Genomic DNA, 17,506 nt, shown 5'->3' with positions numbered 1-17,506 from the left:
TAAAATCACAGTCTCCATCTTATCATGAATCTCCAGTACCGTGCATAAAGGAAAGTTGTCAATTCACCAGAAATCCGCTACCATGAAAACGGTGAAAGGAGTGAATGCAAAATGGGAAATGCCGCAAAAGATAAAGACTCACAAATAGATTATTTAAAAAACCGCCTGAATATGTTCATGGAGGTCATCGATTCAATGGATCCCGAATCAACGGATCTTGAAGACGTAGACCGCCTGATCCAGATGCTTGATGATTTGGAAGGCAAGTTTGACCGGTTTAAAAAGGATTGGGATCAGGAAGAAGAGTGAGGAGATCATCTGCGGGTGGTCTTTTTTTTTGTCATTTTAAAATATAAATAGAAAACAGACTCTCTGTCCGTTATGATAAAATTCAAATGGAATATTATGGTTCATATAACAGGGGTGGAGAATTGAAATACAAACATGTCCTGATTATCCTGGTCGTAATCCTTGCCATCTGTACCGCTTCAATCTATCTATACACACAGTCAAAATTGAATTTTGTCAAGGAGAAGGTCGTTTCCCTTCATCCCGAAATTACTCGAGTCAATAAAACTGCAGCGCTTGGGAGCTGGGGAGAATTCTATTCAGAGTTCGTGCTGGAAGTGGTTGCTGATGGGGTGCATTACCGCTTATGGACGGATGGAGAAGGAAATCCGGACCCTTTTGTGGAATGGGAACGGATCGGAACTTCTAAATTGAAAGGGAAGAAATGAGATAAAAATGAGATAAAAATGAGAAAAATCAGAGGCATTATTTATTGGGGATGGCTTCTGTTGTCCATGTTTGTTTCACTATCGATATGTAAAGTCACAATTCCTGTCAGAAGCGACTATTTTCCAGATGCAGTGGACTATCTTTGCAGTCTTTTATTTCTGATCGGAGCTTCGATTTGCTGGAGCACGATTGTTTATGGAGCGGGAAACTATGTAAAGTCGAGAAATCACCAAGGTCTTTTGGGGCTGCTTTTATTTGCCCTGCTTGTCACTGCATACGCTTACTTTTTCAAAGGGATGTATTCCCGGCCGACGTATTTCCTGCTGCCGTTTACCGGAACCCTTGTGATTACAGCAATCATGAAATACCTCCATCCAGCGGGGGTATTTTTTTATATTGATTATTATCGTTTCATATTATATTATCAAAAGTGATAATAATAAGAGGTGAAAGCCGTAATGAATCAAACATCCAAAGCGAAACTCCTTCTCCATCCGGTCAGAATGAAAATTGCGCAGGCTTTAATTAATGGGAGAGAGCTGTCTGCTCAGCATCTTTCAGAACGGATTGACGGAGTTCCTCCTGCAACCTTGTACCGGCATATCAACAAGCTTTTAGAAGCGGAAATTATTGAAGTTGTTCAGGAAAATCCGATCCGTGGAACAGTGGAAAAGATTTATGCGCTAAAGCAGACCGGGGCTGCTACACCGGAAGACCTTGAGAAGATTACGAAGGAAGAACATCTGGATTTATTCGCCGCGTTTACGAATCAGCTGGCCGGCATGTATGAAGACTATCTAAGCCAGGAAACATTTAATCTGATAGAGGATGGAGTCGGGTACCGGCTAGCGAGTGTTCATTTAACGGATGAAGAGTTTATGGAACTGATGGAGAAAATGGCCAGTCTGATGGTGGAAGCCATGGAGAAACAGCCGTCACCAGAACGGAGAACGAGGCATATTGCAACGATCACAATTCCTGATCCGGAAAAATAAAAGCAGAGGAGGCGGCTAAATTGTCCAATATTATTGAAGTTTCAGGAGCGGCAAAATCATTTGGAAAAGAGTCCGTGCTGAACGGAGTGGATTTCACCGTGAAAAAGGGCGAAATTCTTGGTCTGCTTGGACCGAACGGGGCAGGGAAGACGACGCTGATCCGGATTCTGAACGGGGTCATCACTCCCGATCAGGGAATGATCCGGGTTGCGGGTTTTGACCCTGTAGCAGAAGGCGATGAAATCAGGAAAATTTCCGGTATTGTGACGGAAAATGCCGGTCTGTATCACGAGATGAGCGGTCTGGATAATTTGAAGTTTTTCGCTGACCTTTATAAAGTTCAGGATAAGAGTGAAATCGGCCGGCTGCTGAAGCTGTTTGATATGGAGGAGTATCAGCATAGACTGGCTGGAACGTACAGTACGGGGATGAAGAAGAGACTGGCCCTTGCGAAGGCGCTCCTCCATAAGCCGGAAATTTTGTTCCTGGACGAACCAACGAACGGCCTCGATCCGGACGGGATCAACCTCGTTCTCTCCTATCTGAAAAAATACAACGAAGAAACAGGCACGACCATTATCATCTGCTCACACGTTTTGCACCAGCTGGAAACCATCTGTGATTCCTTTGCCTTTATGGAAAATCATACGATTGCCGAACAAGGCTCTTTATCTCAACTTACCGAAAAATATATAACTGAGCTCTCGGTTGTGATCGAGACGGATTGGCCGGGAAGGAAAGGAATGGACATCGTTAAAGAAGGGTTCCTTCGCTTCCACGTAAAATCAAAAATGGAAATCTCCAATCTTTTAAAGGAAATCCTAAAAACCCATTCCGTTTATTCTGTCAGCATAGAAAACATCTCCGTTGAAACCATCTACTTCAAAATAAGGGAGGCCCATCATGGATAAAACCGTCATCGCCGCAATCTTTAAAAAAGACATCACTCAGCTGATCCGGACGAAAAACCTGTTTGTCACGCTCATCGTCATCCCGCTGATATTCAGCACGGTGTTTCCAATCGTTATGTCCTGCTTCGTCCTGTTTGCGGACGTAGGAAGCATGATGGACCCCGCCATGCTTCAGCTTATCGATAAAATGATAACTGGGCTTCAAGCTGGCACAATGCCTGAACTGAATCAGAAATTTTTCTATATTTTCACCAATTATCTGTACCCGTCCTTATTTTTACTCATTCCGATCATCACGTCCTCCGTCATCGCCGCCAACAGCTTTGCCGGAGAAAAGGAGCGCCGGACACTGGAAAGCCTCCTATTTTCACCAATCACCATTAAGGAGCTTTTCGCAGGGAAAGTGCTGGCTTCCTTTATTCCATCGGTTGCCGTTTCGCTCATCAGCTTCATCATAAGCGGCATCATCATCAATGCGACCGGCTTCATCCTGTTTGAAAAACTGATCTTTCCATCAGGTAAATGGCTTGTGCTGATTCTTTGTCTCTCACCGCTTGTCATGATCATGACGATTCTGTTAAATGTCATCATCTCAGCAAAAGTGAAAACCTATCAGGAAGCACAAAATATCGGCGGAATCATTGTTCTTCCCGTAATCGGGATGCTCGTCGGGCAGCTAAGCGGCCTTTTCCTGCTTGGGATTGAGCTGATGCTGATGATCTCGACTGTTGTTTTGCTGCTTAATGTTTTTCTGTTTTACTGGATTATGAAGTTTAATAATCGGAATTCGCTGTTTGAGAATCAGATAGGATGAGGGGCTTATTCATTGGGAATAAGCCTTTTTGGTGAATCCTGTCTCTTTGTTTCCTATAAATTAACACCTCTTGTATGATATATATAAATAAAAGAGTGAGATTGACAGGGGGCAAAAATATGAAAATCGAATTCCTTGGCACAGGCGGGGCGATGACGATCCCGAGGCCTCTATGCCGGTGCGCGGTTTGTGAGGAAGCAAGAGAGATTGGCGTTCCTTACAGCCGTTCCGGGCCGAGCCTTTTTGTACACGGGCTCAATCTACTATTCGATACGCCGGAAGATATTTATTTTCAGATTAACCGGTCCTCCATTCAATCGATTGATGGGGTGTTTTATTCCCATTGGCATCCGGATCATGTGATGGGGAGACGGATTTTGGAGTCGCTCAATGCCGATTGGACAAATCATCCTCCAAGCCACACGAAGACAAAGGTGTATTTGCCGAAGCAGGTAGCCGTGGATTTTCAGCGCTTCCTTGGCAGCGGGGATCACTTTGCCTTTTTCGAACAGCAGGGATTTGTGGATCTTCGTGAATTAAAAGACGGCGATTCCGTGTGGGTGAAGGACACGATCATTACACCGTTCCGGCTGGCGGAAGACTATGTGTATGCCTTTTTACTCGAGAATTCCGAGCAAAAAGTCGTCATCGCCATGGATGAAACAAATAACTGGAAACCGGGTCCAGAGGTAATGGGTGCGGACCTTGCCATCCTGCCGGCGGGCATTTTCGAAACGCATCCTCTGACAGGAGAAAGACTGATTGCAGCCGATCATCCTCTATTAAAAGAAGAATGTACCTTTACAGAAACCATCGGAATCATTAAAGCACTTGGGGCTAAAAAAACGATGCTGACCCATATAGAAGAAATCAGCGGGTTGAGCCATGACGACCTGAAAGAGGTTGAAAAATTACTGGCGGCAGAGGGATTGAATGTGGAATTTGCCTACGACACCCTCATCGTTCATACGGATCATCAATAGAAAGAAGGATGAGAAATGCTGGATTTACTGGATGGATTGCTGGACATCCTTAAATGGTTTGAATGGGAATATAGTTCCGCTGTAAATGGCTTTAATGACCGGTTTCAGGAGTATATTTTATCAATTGATTTAAAGCTTCTGGATGCCGATCCTGACTATGTCCTGAAAACAAGAGCGGAACTTGATCAGCATATGAAGCGGGAAAGACTATGAATCATGTATCCCCTTACAATTCCAAAAATGAAGGAGTATAATAAATTTAGAGATTACCATACATAAGCACAAAGGGGAGAGTACGGTTGGAGAAATTTTATGAGAGCATAGTTGAGCTGATTGTGGAAACATCCACACGCCTTCCGAGGGATGTAAGAAGAGCGATACAAAAAGCAAAATTAGGTGAAAACGCAGGGACGCGCGCCGCGATGTCGCTCGACACCATTACCGATAATATCGCGATGGCGGACGAAAATGTATCACCGATCTGCCAGGATACAGGCCTTCCAACCTTTAAATTGAAGGTGCCGGTTGGCGCGAACCAGATCAAAATGAAGGAAGCCATCAAGCGGGCGATTGCCGAGGCGACGAAGACGGGGAAGCTCCGTCCGAACTCTGTTGACTCTTTGACAGGCGGCAATACCGGCGACAACCTTGGCGACGGGACACCGGTCATCAAGTTCGAGCAGTGGGAGAATGATTACATTGACGCGCGCCTCATCCTGAAAGGCGGCGGCTGTGAGAACAAAAACATTCAGTACAGCCTGCCTTGCGAGCTGGACGGGCTAGGACGTGCGGGACGCGACCTGGACGGAATCCGCAAGTGTGTGATGCACTCGGTTTACCAGGCTCAAGGCCAGGGCTGCAGTGCCGGATTTATCGGCGTCGGCATCGGAGGCGACCGGACGAGCGGGTATGAGCTTGCGAAGGAGCAGCTGTTCCGGAGCAATGAGGACGTCAATCCGATTCCGGAACTCCGCGAGCTGGAAGAGTATGTACTGGAAAACGCCAACAAGCTTGGGATCGGCACGATGGGCTTCGGCGGCGAAACGACGCTGCTTGGGTGCAAGGCCGGCGCCATCAACCGCATTCCGGCGAGCTTCTTCGTTTCCGTTGCATACAACTGCTGGGCCTTCAGACGCCTTGGCATGAAAATCAATCCTGAGACCGGCGAGGTTCAGGAATGGCTGTACCAGGATGGCGAAGAAATCAATTTTGCCAAAGAGGTAGCAGCCGCTGCTGAAGAAATCATTCCGGCTGAAGAAATTATACTAGAAGCACCAATTACGGAAGAAAAAATCCGTTCCCTTAAAGTGGGGGACGTCGTGAAAATCACCGGCATGATGTACACAGGCCGTGACGCGATTCACAAGTACCTGTCTGAAAACGATGCGCCAATCGATTTGAACGGCCAAATCATCTATCACTGCGGACCGGTCATGCTGAAGGATGAAAACGAGCAATGGCACGTGAAGGCAGCGGGTCCGACAACAAGTATTCGCGAAGAGCCTTACCAGGGTGACATTATGAAACGCTTCGGCATCCGCGCCGTCATCGGAAAAGGCGGTATGGGCGCCAAAACGCTGAAGGCACTTGAAGAGCACGGTGGCGTCTACCTGAACGCCATCGGCGGCGCAGCCCAGTATTACGCAGACTGCATCAAATCAGTCGAAGGCGTCGACCTCATGCAATTCGGAATCCCGGAAGCAATGTGGCATCTGAAGGTACAGGACTTCAAAGCCGTTGTTACAATGGATTCCCACGGAAACAGCCTTCATAAAGATGTAGAACAGAGCTCGCTTGAGCGATTGGCGCAGTTTAAGGAGCCGGTTTTTAAATAAAACTGGGTCTGTCGGGTCTGTCTGTATTCCGAAATACGGTTATCGAGCAGGATATCAACGAAAATTTTGAGATATCGACGAAATTTTTATTATATCGACGATTTTTTCAGAATATCGACGAAAATTTCAATATATCACCGAAAATCACGATATATCGATTTTTCGCAGAATTCGACATAGACCACCCATCTCATATCATGAACCAAAGGCAAGGATGCAGACGCATTCTTGCCTTTTATACAAGAAAGGAAGCGAAAAACGTGTCAGCGAAACCACCATTTCAGCTGCAGGCAGACTGCGAAAATTGCTTCGGCCTATGCTGTGTGGCATTGCCCTATGCGAAGTCAGCTGATTTTCCAATCGATAAGGAAAGCGGAACCCCATGCCGTAACCTGCAGCCTGATTACCGCTGCGGAATCCATCAGGCCTTAAGAGAAAAAGGGTTCAAGGGCTGTACCGTTTACGAATGCTTCGGGGCCGGCCAAAAAGTCTCTCAAGTTACCTACGCCGGAAAAGACTGGCGCAATCACCCGGATACGGCGAAGGAAATGTTTGAAGTGTTTCCGATCATGCAGCAGCTGCATGAAATGCTAGCGTATCTGCATGAAGCCCTCAACCGAAAAGAAACCGAGCCAATCTTTAAGGATCTTCAGGCGGCTCTCGAACAGACGGAAGCTCTCACCGGACTCAATCCCGAATCCATCATCAGCCTCAATGTGCCCGCGCACCGGTTCATCGTAAATGAACTCCTTATACGCACAAGTGAACTTGTCCGGAAAAACACAGCTCCTAAAAAAGCGAAGAAACTCGATTATATCGGGGCGAAGTTAAAGGGAGCCAACCTCATGGGGGCCAGCTTAAGAGGGGCCCTGCTCATTGCTGCCGATCTCCGGAACGCCGACATGAGACTGGCGGACATGATTGGAGCCGACTTGCGGGATGCCGATTTGAGCGGGGCGGATTTGAGAGGGAGTATTTTTCTTACACAGGTACAGGTGAACTCGGCAAGGGGAGACCGGGAGACGAAGCTGCCGGATGGGTTGAAAAAGCCTGATCACTGGATTGAAAATAATAAAAGAATAGGTGGTTAACAGATGATCCCTTCAATGGAAACCGAAAGATTAATCCTTCGCCCCTACAGGCAGGAGGATGCAGAGCGGGTAGAAGAGCTGGCAGGAGATGCTAAAGTTGCCGAGACGACAGCTGCCATTCCTCACCCCTATCCAAATGGCCTCGCCTCTTCCTGGATCAGCAGGCATGAGGAAAAAGCAAGGACTCTCGGCAGCTATACATTTGCTGTTGCCTTAAAATCGACGGATGAACTGCTCGGGACCATGACGCTGAGAATCAATCAGGACGACAGAAAAGCAGAACTGGGATACTGGTTTGGGGTCATGCACTGGGGGAACAGCTATTGTACGGAAGCGGCCGGTAAGTTAGTGAAGTACGCATTTAACCAGTTTAATTTGAATAAAATCTGGGCCGGTGTCATGACAAAAAATACGCCATCCATCCGGATTATGCAAAAGCTCGGTTTTCAGCATGAAGGAACGTTCAAAGAGGATATGATGAAAGACGGAGTGTATGAAAATGTTGCCTATTACGGGCTTTTAAGAAGACATTATGATCGATGACCGGCTAACAGTAGTATTAACCCGAATTCCACACCCCTTACAAAGTGAACGGTTCATCTTAGGAATAGACGGGTTAAGCCGTTCAGGCAAAACAACACTGGTGAAAAAACTAAAAACCGTCCTGGAGCAACAAACTGCAGTTCAAGTCTTCCACATCGATGACTATATTGAAAAAAGAAATAAGCGGTATAATACAGGCGAGGAAGAATGGTTCGAATATTATGGACTTCAATGGGATGTAAAGGGGCTGCAGGAATCCTTTTTCAGTCAGTTAAGATGCGGGACTGAAATCACCCTCCCCTTTTACGAGAGCGAAACGGATACCATTACAAATCAGATGGTCAACCTTTCTGAAGCATGCGTCATCATCATTGAAGGAGTCTTCCTTCAGCGCAGCGAATGGAGGGAGTACTTTGATTTGATGGTGTACCTGGACTGCCCGAGAGACAAGCGGTTCATGAGGGAAAGTGTCCATACCCAGACGCTATGGGAGAAGTTCCAGAATAGATACTGGCCGGCAGAAGATTATTATGTGAAAACGGAAAAACCTGAAAAGAATGCGGACTTGGTGCTAATTGATAAGTGAGAGGGGCAATCCTATAATGTGGTAAAATATAACCGAAAGGGGCTGTCACAATGGAAGCGATTTTGATAGTAATCGGTGAACTTGTCGGCGCCATTGCCACTGCGTTTTCTGCAGGAAAGCTGTCTGAAGAAGAATAAAGTTTTGGCAGGAAAAGGCCTGAAATCGGGCCTTTTTTCAATTTACATAGAGGTGAAACAAATGACGATTACTTGGAAGGAAATCACGCTGCGTAATCAAGAGGGCTTCAAGCAAGCGATGGCGATGTATGATCAGGCATTTCCGATTGAGATACGGGAGCCTCATGATGTGTTTCAAAATAGTATGCGCACCGGCGCGTACCGGTTTCTGGTTGGGATGGAGGGAGAGGAGATCCTTTCTTTTGCCACCGGGCATTATTTAAAAGAAGTGAATGCCGGGTTCATTGTCTACCTTCTTGCGAATCCGCTTGTCCGAAGCCGGGGAATAGGTGGCCGAACCTTGCTTAAACTGGAGGAATGGCTTGAAGAGGATGCACGTTCAGCGGGACATGATTCCATAGATGCAATTATTTTGGAGACGGAGAAACCGGAGCTGGTTCATACAGAAGAAGAGAAAGCGGATTGTGTGAAAAGGTTCCGGTTTTTTAACAGGCATGGATACAGGGAAGCGGAAGGCGTTCATTATGTACAGCCGCCCCTTTTTGAAGGGCAGATTCCAGTCCCGCTAAGCTTGTTCGTGAAAAATCAGCAGCAATCCTTGCCCTCCAGAGAACGGATAGCTGAATACGTCCAGGCGATGTACCGTGACAAATATAGCCTTGCCAACGGAGTGGATCAAGCGATTTTGACTGATTTGCTCGCTAAAATATAAAAAAAGCAAGCATGCCGCTTAAGCATCCTTGCCGGTTCTTTCTTTTGGTTTTAAAAACGATAGCCACATGACGGCTGCACTGAGGAGCACAACTTGAGTGAGATCCCAGAAGGTTGATGTCCTTTTGACAATAGAGGCGGCGTCAAGGATTGGGATGAGAGCTAAATATAGACCAATGTAGGAAACAGGAATTGCGTTTGTCCATTCTGTTTCATGCCGTTTGGAATACAGACGATATCCTGCCATCATCAGAAGGAAACCAGTAATTCCGCATGCCGCAAGTAAAGGAATCGGAAGGTCAAAATGAAGATTCACCATGCTGCACCTCGCTTTTAATTTTGCTCCATCTTCGTTTTTTCCTTTTCTCCTTCATTTTATGCAGAAGAAAGGACAACATTTATGTTTTTTTATGTAAATGTTCTGAAGCTTGTTTGCACATCCTATAGAACAAAGCGTTCGAAAAGGAGTGTTCAGGATGGGAAAAAGATTGTGGGGTGCGGTGTTTGTGTTTATGCTTCTATTCCCAAACGCTGCCCAGGCCGTCTCCAATGCACCGATTAACTGGGGCTTTGCGAAGAGTAAAAACCATGAGCCGGCACAAATCGGAAAAGAGCGGGAGCAGCTGCTGGAAAAATACAATTCCTTCTACCTTGGAAATCCGGAAAAAAAAGATATCTACCTGACTTTTGATAACGGATATGAAAACGGGTATACGCCAAAGGTGCTTGATGTTCTGAAAAAGCATCACGTTCCGGCGACCTTCTTTGTGACCGGACATTATTTGGAAGACCAGCCGGATTTGGTTCAGCGCATGGCAAAAGAAGGTCATATTGTCGGCAATCATTCCTGGTTCCATCCCGATCTAACGGCTGTCGGAGATGCCCGTCTGAAAGCGGAACTGGATAACGTCAGCAAGCGCGTGAAAAAGCTGACCGGCCAGGATGCCCACTATCTTCGCCCGCCAAGAGGTGTTTTCAGTGAACGAGTGCTGTCACTTGCCAATGACTATGGCTATCAAACCGTTTTCTGGTCGCTCGCCTACGTGGACTGGAAAACCGATGCCCAGCGCGGCTGGCGCTATGCCTATGACAACATGATGAACCAGATTCATCCGGGAGCGATCATGCTGCTGCATACGGTGTCAAAGGACAATGCGGACGCACTGGAGCAAGCTGTTATTGATTTGAAAAAGCAAGGGTACCGTTTCCGGAGCCTGGATGATTTGATGATGGAAAAGTCGGACCTGCCGCTGTAGATAAAGGAAAAAAGGAATTTCATTGTGAGATTCCTTTTTTGTTTGTTCGTCCCTAATCCCGGGTAAAACGAGGTAAATAGCAGAGTTTCGTGTTCAAAGAACCAGGAGGGGCCAATGAACGTTAACCAATATAAAATAGAAGGCAAAAAAGAAATCAAACTTAAAGATTATCCAACATCCGAAGACCATGGCTTCAGTGAAGAGGAGCTTCTTGATCATCACATTCCCGAAAGTATCAGCAAACTGAAGGACTTGCACTGGAAGCTTCATGCCGATGAGAAAAAAGGGATAGTTGTCGTGCTGCAGGCGATGGATGCAGCAGGGAAGGATGAGGCAATCAGCTACATCTTTTCGAATCTTAATGCACAGGGTCTGAAAACAACCTCTTTTCAAAAACCGTCTGATACAGAACGCAACCATGACTATCTGTGGAGGATTCGCGAAGGACTTCCCGAAAGAGGACAAGTTGGCATTCTGAATCGCTCCCATTACGAAGATGTCATTGCTCCAAGAGTGCACGATTTGCTGGAAGAGGGAACGATTCCGGATGATAAGGACGAGCATGAAGTCTGGGCGATGCGCTACCGGCAGATCAAAGATTTCGAACGGTACCTCGTGGAAAATGGATTTGAAGTCGTGAAATTCTTTTTCAATATGTCCAAGGAAGAACAGAAAAACAGACTGCTCGAGCGGATGAAGAACCCGAAAAAGAACTGGGAGTTCTCCTTCAGTGATGTAGAAGAGCGGGAGCACTGGGACAGCTACCAGCATATCTTTGAAGACATGCTGAACAACACCTCGACGGAATATGCACCGTGGCATATCCTTCCGGCAGATGATGAGTGGTATTCACGCTACATCATCACAAAAACTATGATCGAATGCCTTGAGAAAATAGATCCGCAATTTCCGGAAATCTCAGAGGAAAATCGGAAGAAGCTGAATGAGTATATTGAGAAGCTGGAGAAGGAGTAAAAGGGGGAACGAAGTCCGTTCTCCCTTTTTCTATGGCTCTGTATACATGTACATGGCGTAAGTATTAGCCCTGTATTAAAATCTTACGAAACATTCTAGGCTTGTGCTTATCAAAAGCATTGATTAATTCTTTACCAAATACAGTTATACTTTTTTCCCATGGATGCCCTAAATAGCCCCACTTAAAATCCTTCTGAATAAAGAAATAGTAATCACCATTCGGAAAGATTGGTATTGCCCACTCTCCAAATTCATCTTTTTCGAATTCTAAGTGTGGATTTACCCAATAACAATCGTGTTGCCAATCGAGTGCCATTATATATTCGTTCTCTAATGTATTCTCTTTCAATACATCTAACAATTTTTCTTCAAGATCATCATAGAGAGCTAAGTCTGCTGAATCCCCAAAAAAATCAGAGATATCATAGGTTATAAAAGGATGAGGCATTTTAAACGATGGGAAATCCGAAATACTTGGTTTAAATTTAAGATCTTTATCTATCCTGTCCCATGCCTGGTTATAATCTTTGTCGGAAAAAGGAATCCAGTTCTTCATTCAATCCCTGCCTTTCCCTATGGTTGCAAAATTTGTTCATATTAGATCGGTTTAATGAAGAAAATGACTTTTCTTGAGTACATAGTGACTATACTTCGCGCTCTCCAAAACAATCGAACGATGAAATTGAAAACCGCTTTTCTCAATCACCCGATTTGAGGCAGGATTGTTCTCAAGCGCAATGGCATTCAGGATTTCCGTCTTTTTTTCTTCAAACAAATAGCGGCTCAGTCCTTTTACAGCAACCGTCGCATAACCACGGCCTGTGAAATCTGCGGAAACTGCATACATTACTTCCCGGTTAGGTGCAGGCAGTTCGTCTTTTATCCCGGAGCAGCACCAGCCGATAAAGCGTCCGCTTTCTTTATGGATGATTCCTAGCTTCAGATGCCCGTCTGTTGCATCTGAAGCCGATAAAAATTCTTTGTTCGCCGGGATTTCGTAGTTTGTCACCCAATCCAGCCGCTGTTCCATAGTGGATTTCCAGTCGGGAAGGAAGGAGGCGACTTCCGGTTCGTTTGAGATCCGATAGATGTCAGCCGCATCTTCTATGGTAAATTCGCGGAGAAGTATTTCTCCCAAGTCTAAAGTAAAGGTTGTCATTTTGAATTCCCCGTATTCATTTTTACATCATAATACATTCCAGATTCCCTCATTTCCAATTGACCAGCCTTAATAAGTTGACGGATCCGATATTCCGGATATTCGTCCCCGATATATTCTTCAAGGTGACCAACGACCTCTCCAATGGCTCTCATTAAGATGATAATATCTGATCCCTGTTCGCGCTGGCTTCGCTGAATGCATTCCAGGATAAAATCATCAAAGTAGTCCGCATCTACATTTCGAACTGAGTCGTTTTCCCAAACTCTCAGGACCTTCTGTGTCGCGGATATTTTTTTCCACTCGTTTTCGAGCCGTTCTCTTTCTTTCATTTGCAGCACTACGGCACCCGCATGTTCTTTGTAAATCCGGCTCAATTGCTCTGGATCTAATCCCCCCATCTTCCGTGGAAAACGCTCCGGATCATCATGGACAAAAAGCTGATGATATCCAGTAGTGGTGTTGATCACCTTTATTTCATTCCCCTTATCCTTAAGCAGATGCAATGCGAACCCCAGTCCGGTTTGTTCATGGGCATTATCGCCGGTCCAAATCACGACGGTCCTATCATCCGGAATGGCGCGGATATCCAGAACAGCTTGCCGCACTTGGTTTTCCATCTCGGGAAGATCCTCCGGGAAAAGAAAAGAAAGGTGGTCTTTCATCCATTGATAGCGGTTTTTCAGTTCGCTTTCTTCATCTATTTTCGAAACGGGTCCGATGGAAAAGGTATCAGGAAGGGATATAAGGTCTTCCTGCAAATTTAGGTTAGATAGCGCCATTCGCAGGCTTCCGTGTGCAGCCTGACTAAAGACGATGTGGATCGTTTGCTGGTTCATAATCCGGCCTCTTTTCAATAAACTACCTTTCATTTTAACTTGAATAAGGGTTGAAATGGGGTTTTTTTACATAAAAAAGCAGCCGCCCTACGGAACGACTGCTTGTAACTTATTCAGGATAATAAATCACCATACTGAGCCTTACTGGTTTGTCCCCGGAATTATGGTAGCTGTGGGGGCCGTCGGCTTTGAAGCGAATGGAATCTCCGGCATTAATGGTATGCTCCTGCTGTTTAATCATGATGGTTAACTCTCCATCAAAAACCGTAACGAATTCTTCAGTGCCCGGATTGTGGGATTCAGAATCCAAATAGCCTTCCGGATCGATTTCAACCCGATACACCTCAAAGCGCCGTTCATCATCAAAAGGGAAGTAGGGAAAAATCCGGTACCGTCCGTTATCGATGGAAAGCATGTTCACGCTGCTTTTCGTCACCACTTCTGTATCTGGCTGGGGTTCATGAATTAAAGAAGAAAACGAAACCTTCAATCCGTTTGCGATCTTCCAGACCGTGGTGATCGTCGGACTGGACCCGCCCCGTTCAATCTGGCCGATCATCGTTTTACTGACTCCGGTTAGCTCTGCAACACGTTCCAGGCTGAGTTTTTTCTGCTCCCGAATCGTCTTTAAATTTTTAGCAAGGACTAAATTTAACTCCTCCACAAAAACACTCCTAAATAATGATGTACAATATAACGACCATAATGTACAATATAATTTAAATCGTTATATAGACCGTTTTAGTCATTTTAACACACATCTAGAGGGGGATGAAGATTTTGTCAGTGGTTTCTTTTTTGGTTTTTGCGTTTGTTACATCCTTTACCCCGGGTCCCAATAATATTATGGCCATGGCATTTGCCAATCAATATGGATTTAAACGGACTCTGAAGTTCTGTCTCGGAGTCGGAGTCGGCTGCTTTCTAATCTTAATCGGCTGCAGCTCGTTCAACATGCTGCTCGGTACATACCTGCCAAAAGTAGAATTCTTCATGACGATTCTTGGAGCATCCTATATGCTGTATCTCGCTTTTAAAATCCTGAAAAGCAAACCGGACGGCAACAATGATTCAGGAGATAAAAACATTTCGTTTTCAGCCGGCATGATGCTTCAGTTCATCAACCCGAAGCTGATCCTTTACGGAATTACAGCCATCTCCACATTTGTGCTACCGTATTATTCATCCCCATCAAGCTTCCTCATGTTCTCCCTGTTCCTTGCATTCGTCGGATTTGCCGCAACGATTTGTTGGGCGTTTTTCGGGGCACTGTTCCAGAAGTTCCTGCGTCAATACCGGACACAATTTAATGTGTTGATGGCTTTGCTGCTGATGTATAGTGCAGTTACAATTTTAGTATAAAGCAGACCTGATAAAGGTCTGTTTTTATTTAGGGATATAATGGTAATATAGTAGGAAAAGAGAAGGACGAGACTATGACCGCTATCGTGATTCTAGGCTTTCTTGCAGTATTCGGTTTAATTTTTCTTTTAATCAGTGAAAAAGTTCCTAATTGGGTAAAAGGAACGGTGTTATTGTTAACAGGGATTGGGGTGAACATTCTTGTCCTCCCGGTATCACTCTTTATTGGGGTAATGGCAACAGATGCACCCGGAAGCGGGGTAAGAGAATTTATCATTGGCATCCTAGTCATTCAGGCGCTGCCAATCCTTTTTCTGATCGGATGCATCGTGTTTTTTATCGCCATGCTGCGAAAACCAAAGGGGAAAGGGAAGAGTTTGCAATAAAGAGAGCTTACCTTGATAGGATCAGCTCTTGCTTATCTATGCTGATCAATAAGGATAAGGTTTCCATCCGGATCCTTGAGGGGATTAGTGGCGCTGCACTGAACCCCGCTCTGCTAAAGCACTAAACCTCCGTCCCCAGACCATCCAATCCCATACAGGACAAGGGAATGCGGAGTTCTTGCTCTGGCCCCAGCTGCGGTGAAGGGATGGGGGTCAGTGCAAACCAGCAAGCCAAGAGAAAAGACCCTTCCTCAAAGAGAAAAGGGTCTTAAACTCATAAAAAGTATTCCTTTAATTCCTGCTGCATCAAATCTGTTTTTGATTTAACAGCTGGTTTCGGAATTTGAAAATGCTTTTCATATTTACACATTGTGCAAGAGCAGTTTAATTTGGCTTTGGATAATTTTCCAGGGTGTTTCAGGTAAGGATGAACCGGTTCATCCCTGTCGGCTGAGCCCCAAACGTGTTTCATAACCATAAGCTTACGGTTAACGGACCGCCTTCTTTGGTGACGGTAATACGAACGTGATCGATTTTTCATAATTGAAAACCTCCCTAGAGTAGCGTACCTCCTGCAGGGGTCCTCATAGGGAATGTTATAACCCCTGCAGGCAGGTACTAGAGGTTTTCAATTGGATGGTTCCGTTTCTCATTGGGGTCCTCCATTTATTTTATACTTAGAAGTTTCACATCTCCGGCAGTATTAATCAAGAGATTAATATGATTGCATTTGTGTGCGAAATACTTTAATGCAATGGATTCTTTTAAAGAAGAATCGTGATTCCAGCCATATGGATAAAGCAGAATAGCGGGAGACCATGGAGAGTGGGATTTTAAAAAAGAAAAGACTTCGTCAAACTCCGAATCTTCAAGGGGTTCAAGCTGAAAAATATCCAGTTCATAGCCTTTTGATGGGAGATGCTCTCTTGAACGATGAGCGTAAAGTGGGTGAGGGTTCCCGAGTAAATCCTTTATTACTGGGTTAATCGGTGAAGACTGAATGAATGCCATAGAGTCCGGATTTGGCTGTGTAATGATAGCCTCAATTGGCTCATATTGGTGGAACACGATTTTCCGCTCATCATGATGAGCAATAACTTCCCTAATATACCTCTGTTCAAGACTGCGGTCTTTCAGAGAGAGTGCCGTCATTCCAGGTTCGTATCGATGGAGCATAAGAAAAAATTGAGTAAGGATGGAGTACTCTTTTTCAAGCGGGACCGAGGATATATTCTTAATCCAGGTTTCTTCAAAAGGAGGGTATTCTTGGTTTGCTTCTTCAATAAAGAAATCTTTTTCTAAAGGTACCAGCCCATCCATTAACAACCCATCCTTTTTAAGATAATAGATTTTCAGCAGTAATGCGGTGTGTAGTGCTGTAGACAGCTTCCATTTTACCATATGGGTTTTGCAGCAGTTAGGAGGCACCAAGGTTTAGTTTGTACTGGCCGCGATCGATGGCGATATTCAATGCGATGTTACCTGCGTCATTTTAATTGTCGTGATACTTCCTTCTCTTTTATGAGAAATAAAGAATATCGCACAGCATATACGCACATGCGGCTATGCCTATAGCGAGAATGCCGACTAAAACGGCACGTGGCTTATCGTCGCTGTGCCTATACATGTAAATACTCTGAATCAAAGTGTAAACGGAGGATACCGCCATTAATAGGATTGAATAGATACTGGCACCGTATATCATGGTCAGGAAAGACAGCGGTGCTACCAAGGCAAGAGCTGCATAGTCTATCTTTTTTTTCATCTTTCCACTCCTTTTCCATTTTGTGTTCCATTCCCAAATTTTTCTGTTTCTTAACTCTAAGAGGGTTGGATTGTTAGTGAAAAAATGAACTCCTGTATTTAGAACGCGATCGTTTGCACTGACCCCCGCTCTGATAAAGCACTAAACCTCCGTGACCACACCATCCAATCCCATAAAGGACAAAAGAAACCAACGGTCTTCCTCTGGCCCCGGTTGCGGGGAAGGAATGAGGGTCAGTGCAATGCACTGACCCACTAGCGATGCACCACTTGAAAATTATGGATAATAAACAGAAAGATCCTTTACAGAACGCAAAAAAGCTCCTAATGTAGAAGGGACCATACTTGTTCCCAACTCTACGAAAAGGAGCTCAACCGTGAGTAAAAGTATAGGTCAATTATCGCTTATTTGTCAATGCCT

The 17,506-nt window shown here is 45.1% G+C and carries 25 protein-coding genes; 17 read left to right on the top strand and 8 right to left on the bottom strand.

Annotation, left to right across the window (positions count from 1 at the left end):
* The first annotated feature begins 111 nt into the window (after positions 1 to 111).
* The 13 genes from AS29_RS12365 to AS29_RS12305 all read left to right on the top strand — a co-directional run bounded on the left by AS29_RS12365 (position 112) and on the right by AS29_RS12305 (position 9,345).
* Positions 112 to 309, top strand: coding sequence for an SE1561 family protein (locus tag AS29_RS12365; RefSeq protein ID WP_035407202.1), 198 nt, complete (start codon positions 112 to 114; stop codon positions 307 to 309).
* Positions 310 to 431: 122 nt separating this feature from the next.
* Positions 432 to 737 (top strand): hypothetical protein, encoded by a 306-nt coding sequence (locus AS29_RS12360; RefSeq protein ID WP_035407199.1) that lies wholly within the window; start codon positions 432 to 434, stop codon positions 735 to 737.
* An 18-nt stretch (positions 738 to 755) separates the two neighbouring features.
* Entirely contained in the window at positions 756 to 1,172 is a 417-nt protein-coding gene (locus tag AS29_RS12355; protein WP_035407197.1) for a hypothetical protein, read from the top strand.
* A gap of 24 nt (positions 1,173 to 1,196) precedes the next feature.
* Positions 1,197 to 1,733: a helix-turn-helix domain-containing protein gene (locus tag AS29_RS12350; RefSeq protein ID WP_035407195.1), complete on the top strand. Its 537-nt coding sequence runs from the start codon at positions 1,197 to 1,199 to the stop codon at positions 1,731 to 1,733.
* Positions 1,734 to 1,753: 20 nt separating this feature from the next.
* On the top strand, positions 1,754 to 2,644 hold the full coding sequence (locus AS29_RS12345) for an ABC transporter ATP-binding protein (RefSeq protein WP_035407194.1): 891 nt from the start codon (positions 1,754 to 1,756) through the stop codon (positions 2,642 to 2,644).
* The gene (locus AS29_RS12340; protein ID WP_051860656.1) at positions 2,637 to 3,458 is read left to right on the top strand and encodes an ABC transporter permease subunit; all 822 of its coding nucleotides are present in this window, start codon (positions 2,637 to 2,639) and stop codon (positions 3,456 to 3,458) included. The genes AS29_RS12345 and AS29_RS12340 overlap by 8 nt, the downstream gene beginning before the upstream one ends.
* Positions 3,459 to 3,577: 119 nt before the next feature.
* Positions 3,578 to 4,441 carry an MBL fold metallo-hydrolase gene (locus AS29_RS12335; RefSeq protein WP_035407192.1) on the top strand — a complete coding sequence of 288 codons (864 nt, stop codon included), beginning with the start codon at positions 3,578 to 3,580 and terminating at the stop codon, positions 4,439 to 4,441.
* 15 nt (positions 4,442 to 4,456) lie between these two features.
* Entirely contained in the window at positions 4,457 to 4,654 is a 198-nt protein-coding gene (locus AS29_RS12330; RefSeq protein WP_035407190.1) for a hypothetical protein, read from the top strand.
* Positions 4,655 to 4,740: 86 nt separating this feature from the next.
* Positions 4,741 to 6,276, top strand: a complete 1,536-nt coding sequence (locus AS29_RS12325; protein WP_035407187.1) for a fumarate hydratase — start codon at positions 4,741 to 4,743, stop codon at positions 6,274 to 6,276.
* A 260-nt stretch (positions 6,277 to 6,536) separates the two neighbouring features.
* Positions 6,537 to 7,367 carry a pentapeptide repeat-containing protein gene (locus tag AS29_RS12320; RefSeq protein WP_035407184.1) on the top strand — a complete coding sequence of 277 codons (831 nt, stop codon included), beginning with the start codon at positions 6,537 to 6,539 and terminating at the stop codon, positions 7,365 to 7,367.
* Positions 7,368 to 7,370: 3 nt separating this feature from the next.
* Positions 7,371 to 7,910, top strand: a complete 540-nt coding sequence (locus tag AS29_RS12315; protein ID WP_035407182.1) for a GNAT family N-acetyltransferase — start codon at positions 7,371 to 7,373, stop codon at positions 7,908 to 7,910.
* On the top strand, positions 7,900 to 8,496 hold the full coding sequence (locus tag AS29_RS12310) for a kinase (RefSeq protein WP_051860655.1): 597 nt from the start codon (positions 7,900 to 7,902) through the stop codon (positions 8,494 to 8,496). The genes AS29_RS12315 and AS29_RS12310 overlap by 11 nt, the downstream gene beginning before the upstream one ends.
* 198 nt (positions 8,497 to 8,694) lie before the next feature.
* Positions 8,695 to 9,345, top strand: a complete 651-nt coding sequence (locus AS29_RS12305; protein WP_035407778.1) for a GNAT family N-acetyltransferase — start codon at positions 8,695 to 8,697, stop codon at positions 9,343 to 9,345.
* Positions 9,346 to 9,363: 18 nt separating this feature from the next.
* Here the strand turns inward: AS29_RS12305 and AS29_RS12300 are convergent, their stop codons facing one another.
* Positions 9,364 to 9,663, bottom strand: a complete 300-nt coding sequence (locus tag AS29_RS12300) for a hypothetical protein (RefSeq protein WP_035407180.1) — start codon at positions 9,661 to 9,663, stop codon at positions 9,364 to 9,366.
* 157 nt (positions 9,664 to 9,820) lie between these two features.
* On the opposite strand from AS29_RS12300, the gene pdaA reads away from it, so the two are divergent.
* Positions 9,821 to 10,600 (top strand): delta-lactam-biosynthetic de-N-acetylase, encoded by a 780-nt coding sequence (pdaA, locus tag AS29_RS12295; RefSeq protein WP_035407178.1) that lies wholly within the window; start codon positions 9,821 to 9,823, stop codon positions 10,598 to 10,600.
* Positions 10,601 to 10,714: 114 nt separating this feature from the next.
* Positions 10,715 to 11,575, top strand: a complete 861-nt coding sequence (locus tag AS29_RS12290; protein WP_035407176.1) for a PPK2 family polyphosphate kinase — start codon at positions 10,715 to 10,717, stop codon at positions 11,573 to 11,575.
* A gap of 64 nt (positions 11,576 to 11,639) precedes the next feature.
* Here the strand turns inward: AS29_RS12290 and AS29_RS12285 are convergent, their stop codons facing one another.
* The 4 genes from AS29_RS12285 to AS29_RS12270 form a co-directional block, all read right to left on the bottom strand.
* Positions 11,640 to 12,131, bottom strand: a complete 492-nt coding sequence (locus tag AS29_RS12285; protein WP_035407174.1) for a DUF2716 domain-containing protein — start codon at positions 12,129 to 12,131, stop codon at positions 11,640 to 11,642.
* Between the two features lie 51 nt (positions 12,132 to 12,182).
* Complete coding sequence (locus tag AS29_RS12280) at positions 12,183 to 12,734, bottom strand: GNAT family N-acetyltransferase (protein ID WP_035407172.1); 552 nt, start codon at positions 12,732 to 12,734, stop codon at positions 12,183 to 12,185.
* The gene (locus AS29_RS12275; RefSeq protein WP_035407170.1) at positions 12,731 to 13,573 is read right to left on the bottom strand and encodes a DUF1835 domain-containing protein; all 843 of its coding nucleotides are present in this window, start codon (positions 13,571 to 13,573) and stop codon (positions 12,731 to 12,733) included. The genes AS29_RS12280 and AS29_RS12275 overlap by 4 nt, the downstream gene beginning before the upstream one ends.
* Before the next feature lie 109 nt (positions 13,574 to 13,682).
* Positions 13,683 to 14,237, bottom strand: a complete 555-nt coding sequence (locus AS29_RS12270) for a helix-turn-helix domain-containing protein (protein WP_035407167.1) — start codon at positions 14,235 to 14,237, stop codon at positions 13,683 to 13,685.
* Positions 14,238 to 14,353: 116 nt separating this feature from the next.
* Between AS29_RS12270 and AS29_RS12265 the strand changes: the two genes are divergently transcribed.
* Entirely contained in the window at positions 14,354 to 14,935 is a 582-nt protein-coding gene (locus AS29_RS12265) for a LysE family transporter (protein ID WP_035407165.1), read from the top strand.
* A 74-nt stretch (positions 14,936 to 15,009) separates the two neighbouring features.
* Positions 15,010 to 15,321 (top strand): hypothetical protein, encoded by a 312-nt coding sequence (locus AS29_RS12260; RefSeq protein ID WP_051860654.1) that lies wholly within the window; start codon positions 15,010 to 15,012, stop codon positions 15,319 to 15,321.
* Between the two features lie 274 nt (positions 15,322 to 15,595).
* Here AS29_RS12260 and AS29_RS12255 read toward each other — a convergent pair whose 3' ends face one another.
* The 3 genes from AS29_RS12255 to AS29_RS12245 form a co-directional block, all read right to left on the bottom strand.
* Entirely contained in the window at positions 15,596 to 15,862 is a 267-nt protein-coding gene (locus tag AS29_RS12255; RefSeq protein WP_035407162.1) for a hypothetical protein, read from the bottom strand.
* A 125-nt stretch (positions 15,863 to 15,987) separates the two neighbouring features.
* Positions 15,988 to 16,641: a hypothetical protein gene (locus tag AS29_RS12250; protein WP_035407158.1), complete on the bottom strand. Its 654-nt coding sequence runs from the start codon at positions 16,639 to 16,641 to the stop codon at positions 15,988 to 15,990.
* A gap of 199 nt (positions 16,642 to 16,840) precedes the next feature.
* On the bottom strand, positions 16,841 to 17,086 hold the full coding sequence (locus AS29_RS12245) for a hypothetical protein (protein ID WP_035407155.1): 246 nt from the start codon (positions 17,084 to 17,086) through the stop codon (positions 16,841 to 16,843).
* Positions 17,087 to 17,506: the final 420 nt, after the last annotated feature.

Source organism: Bacillus sp. SJS (assembly GCF_000732485.2).
GTDB classification, from domain to species: domain Bacteria; phylum Bacillota; class Bacilli; order Bacillales; family Bacillaceae; genus Metabacillus_B; species Metabacillus_B sediminis.
The sequence above is the reverse complement of the archived record's forward strand: the minus strand, read 5'-3'. Positions and strand labels throughout refer to the sequence as shown.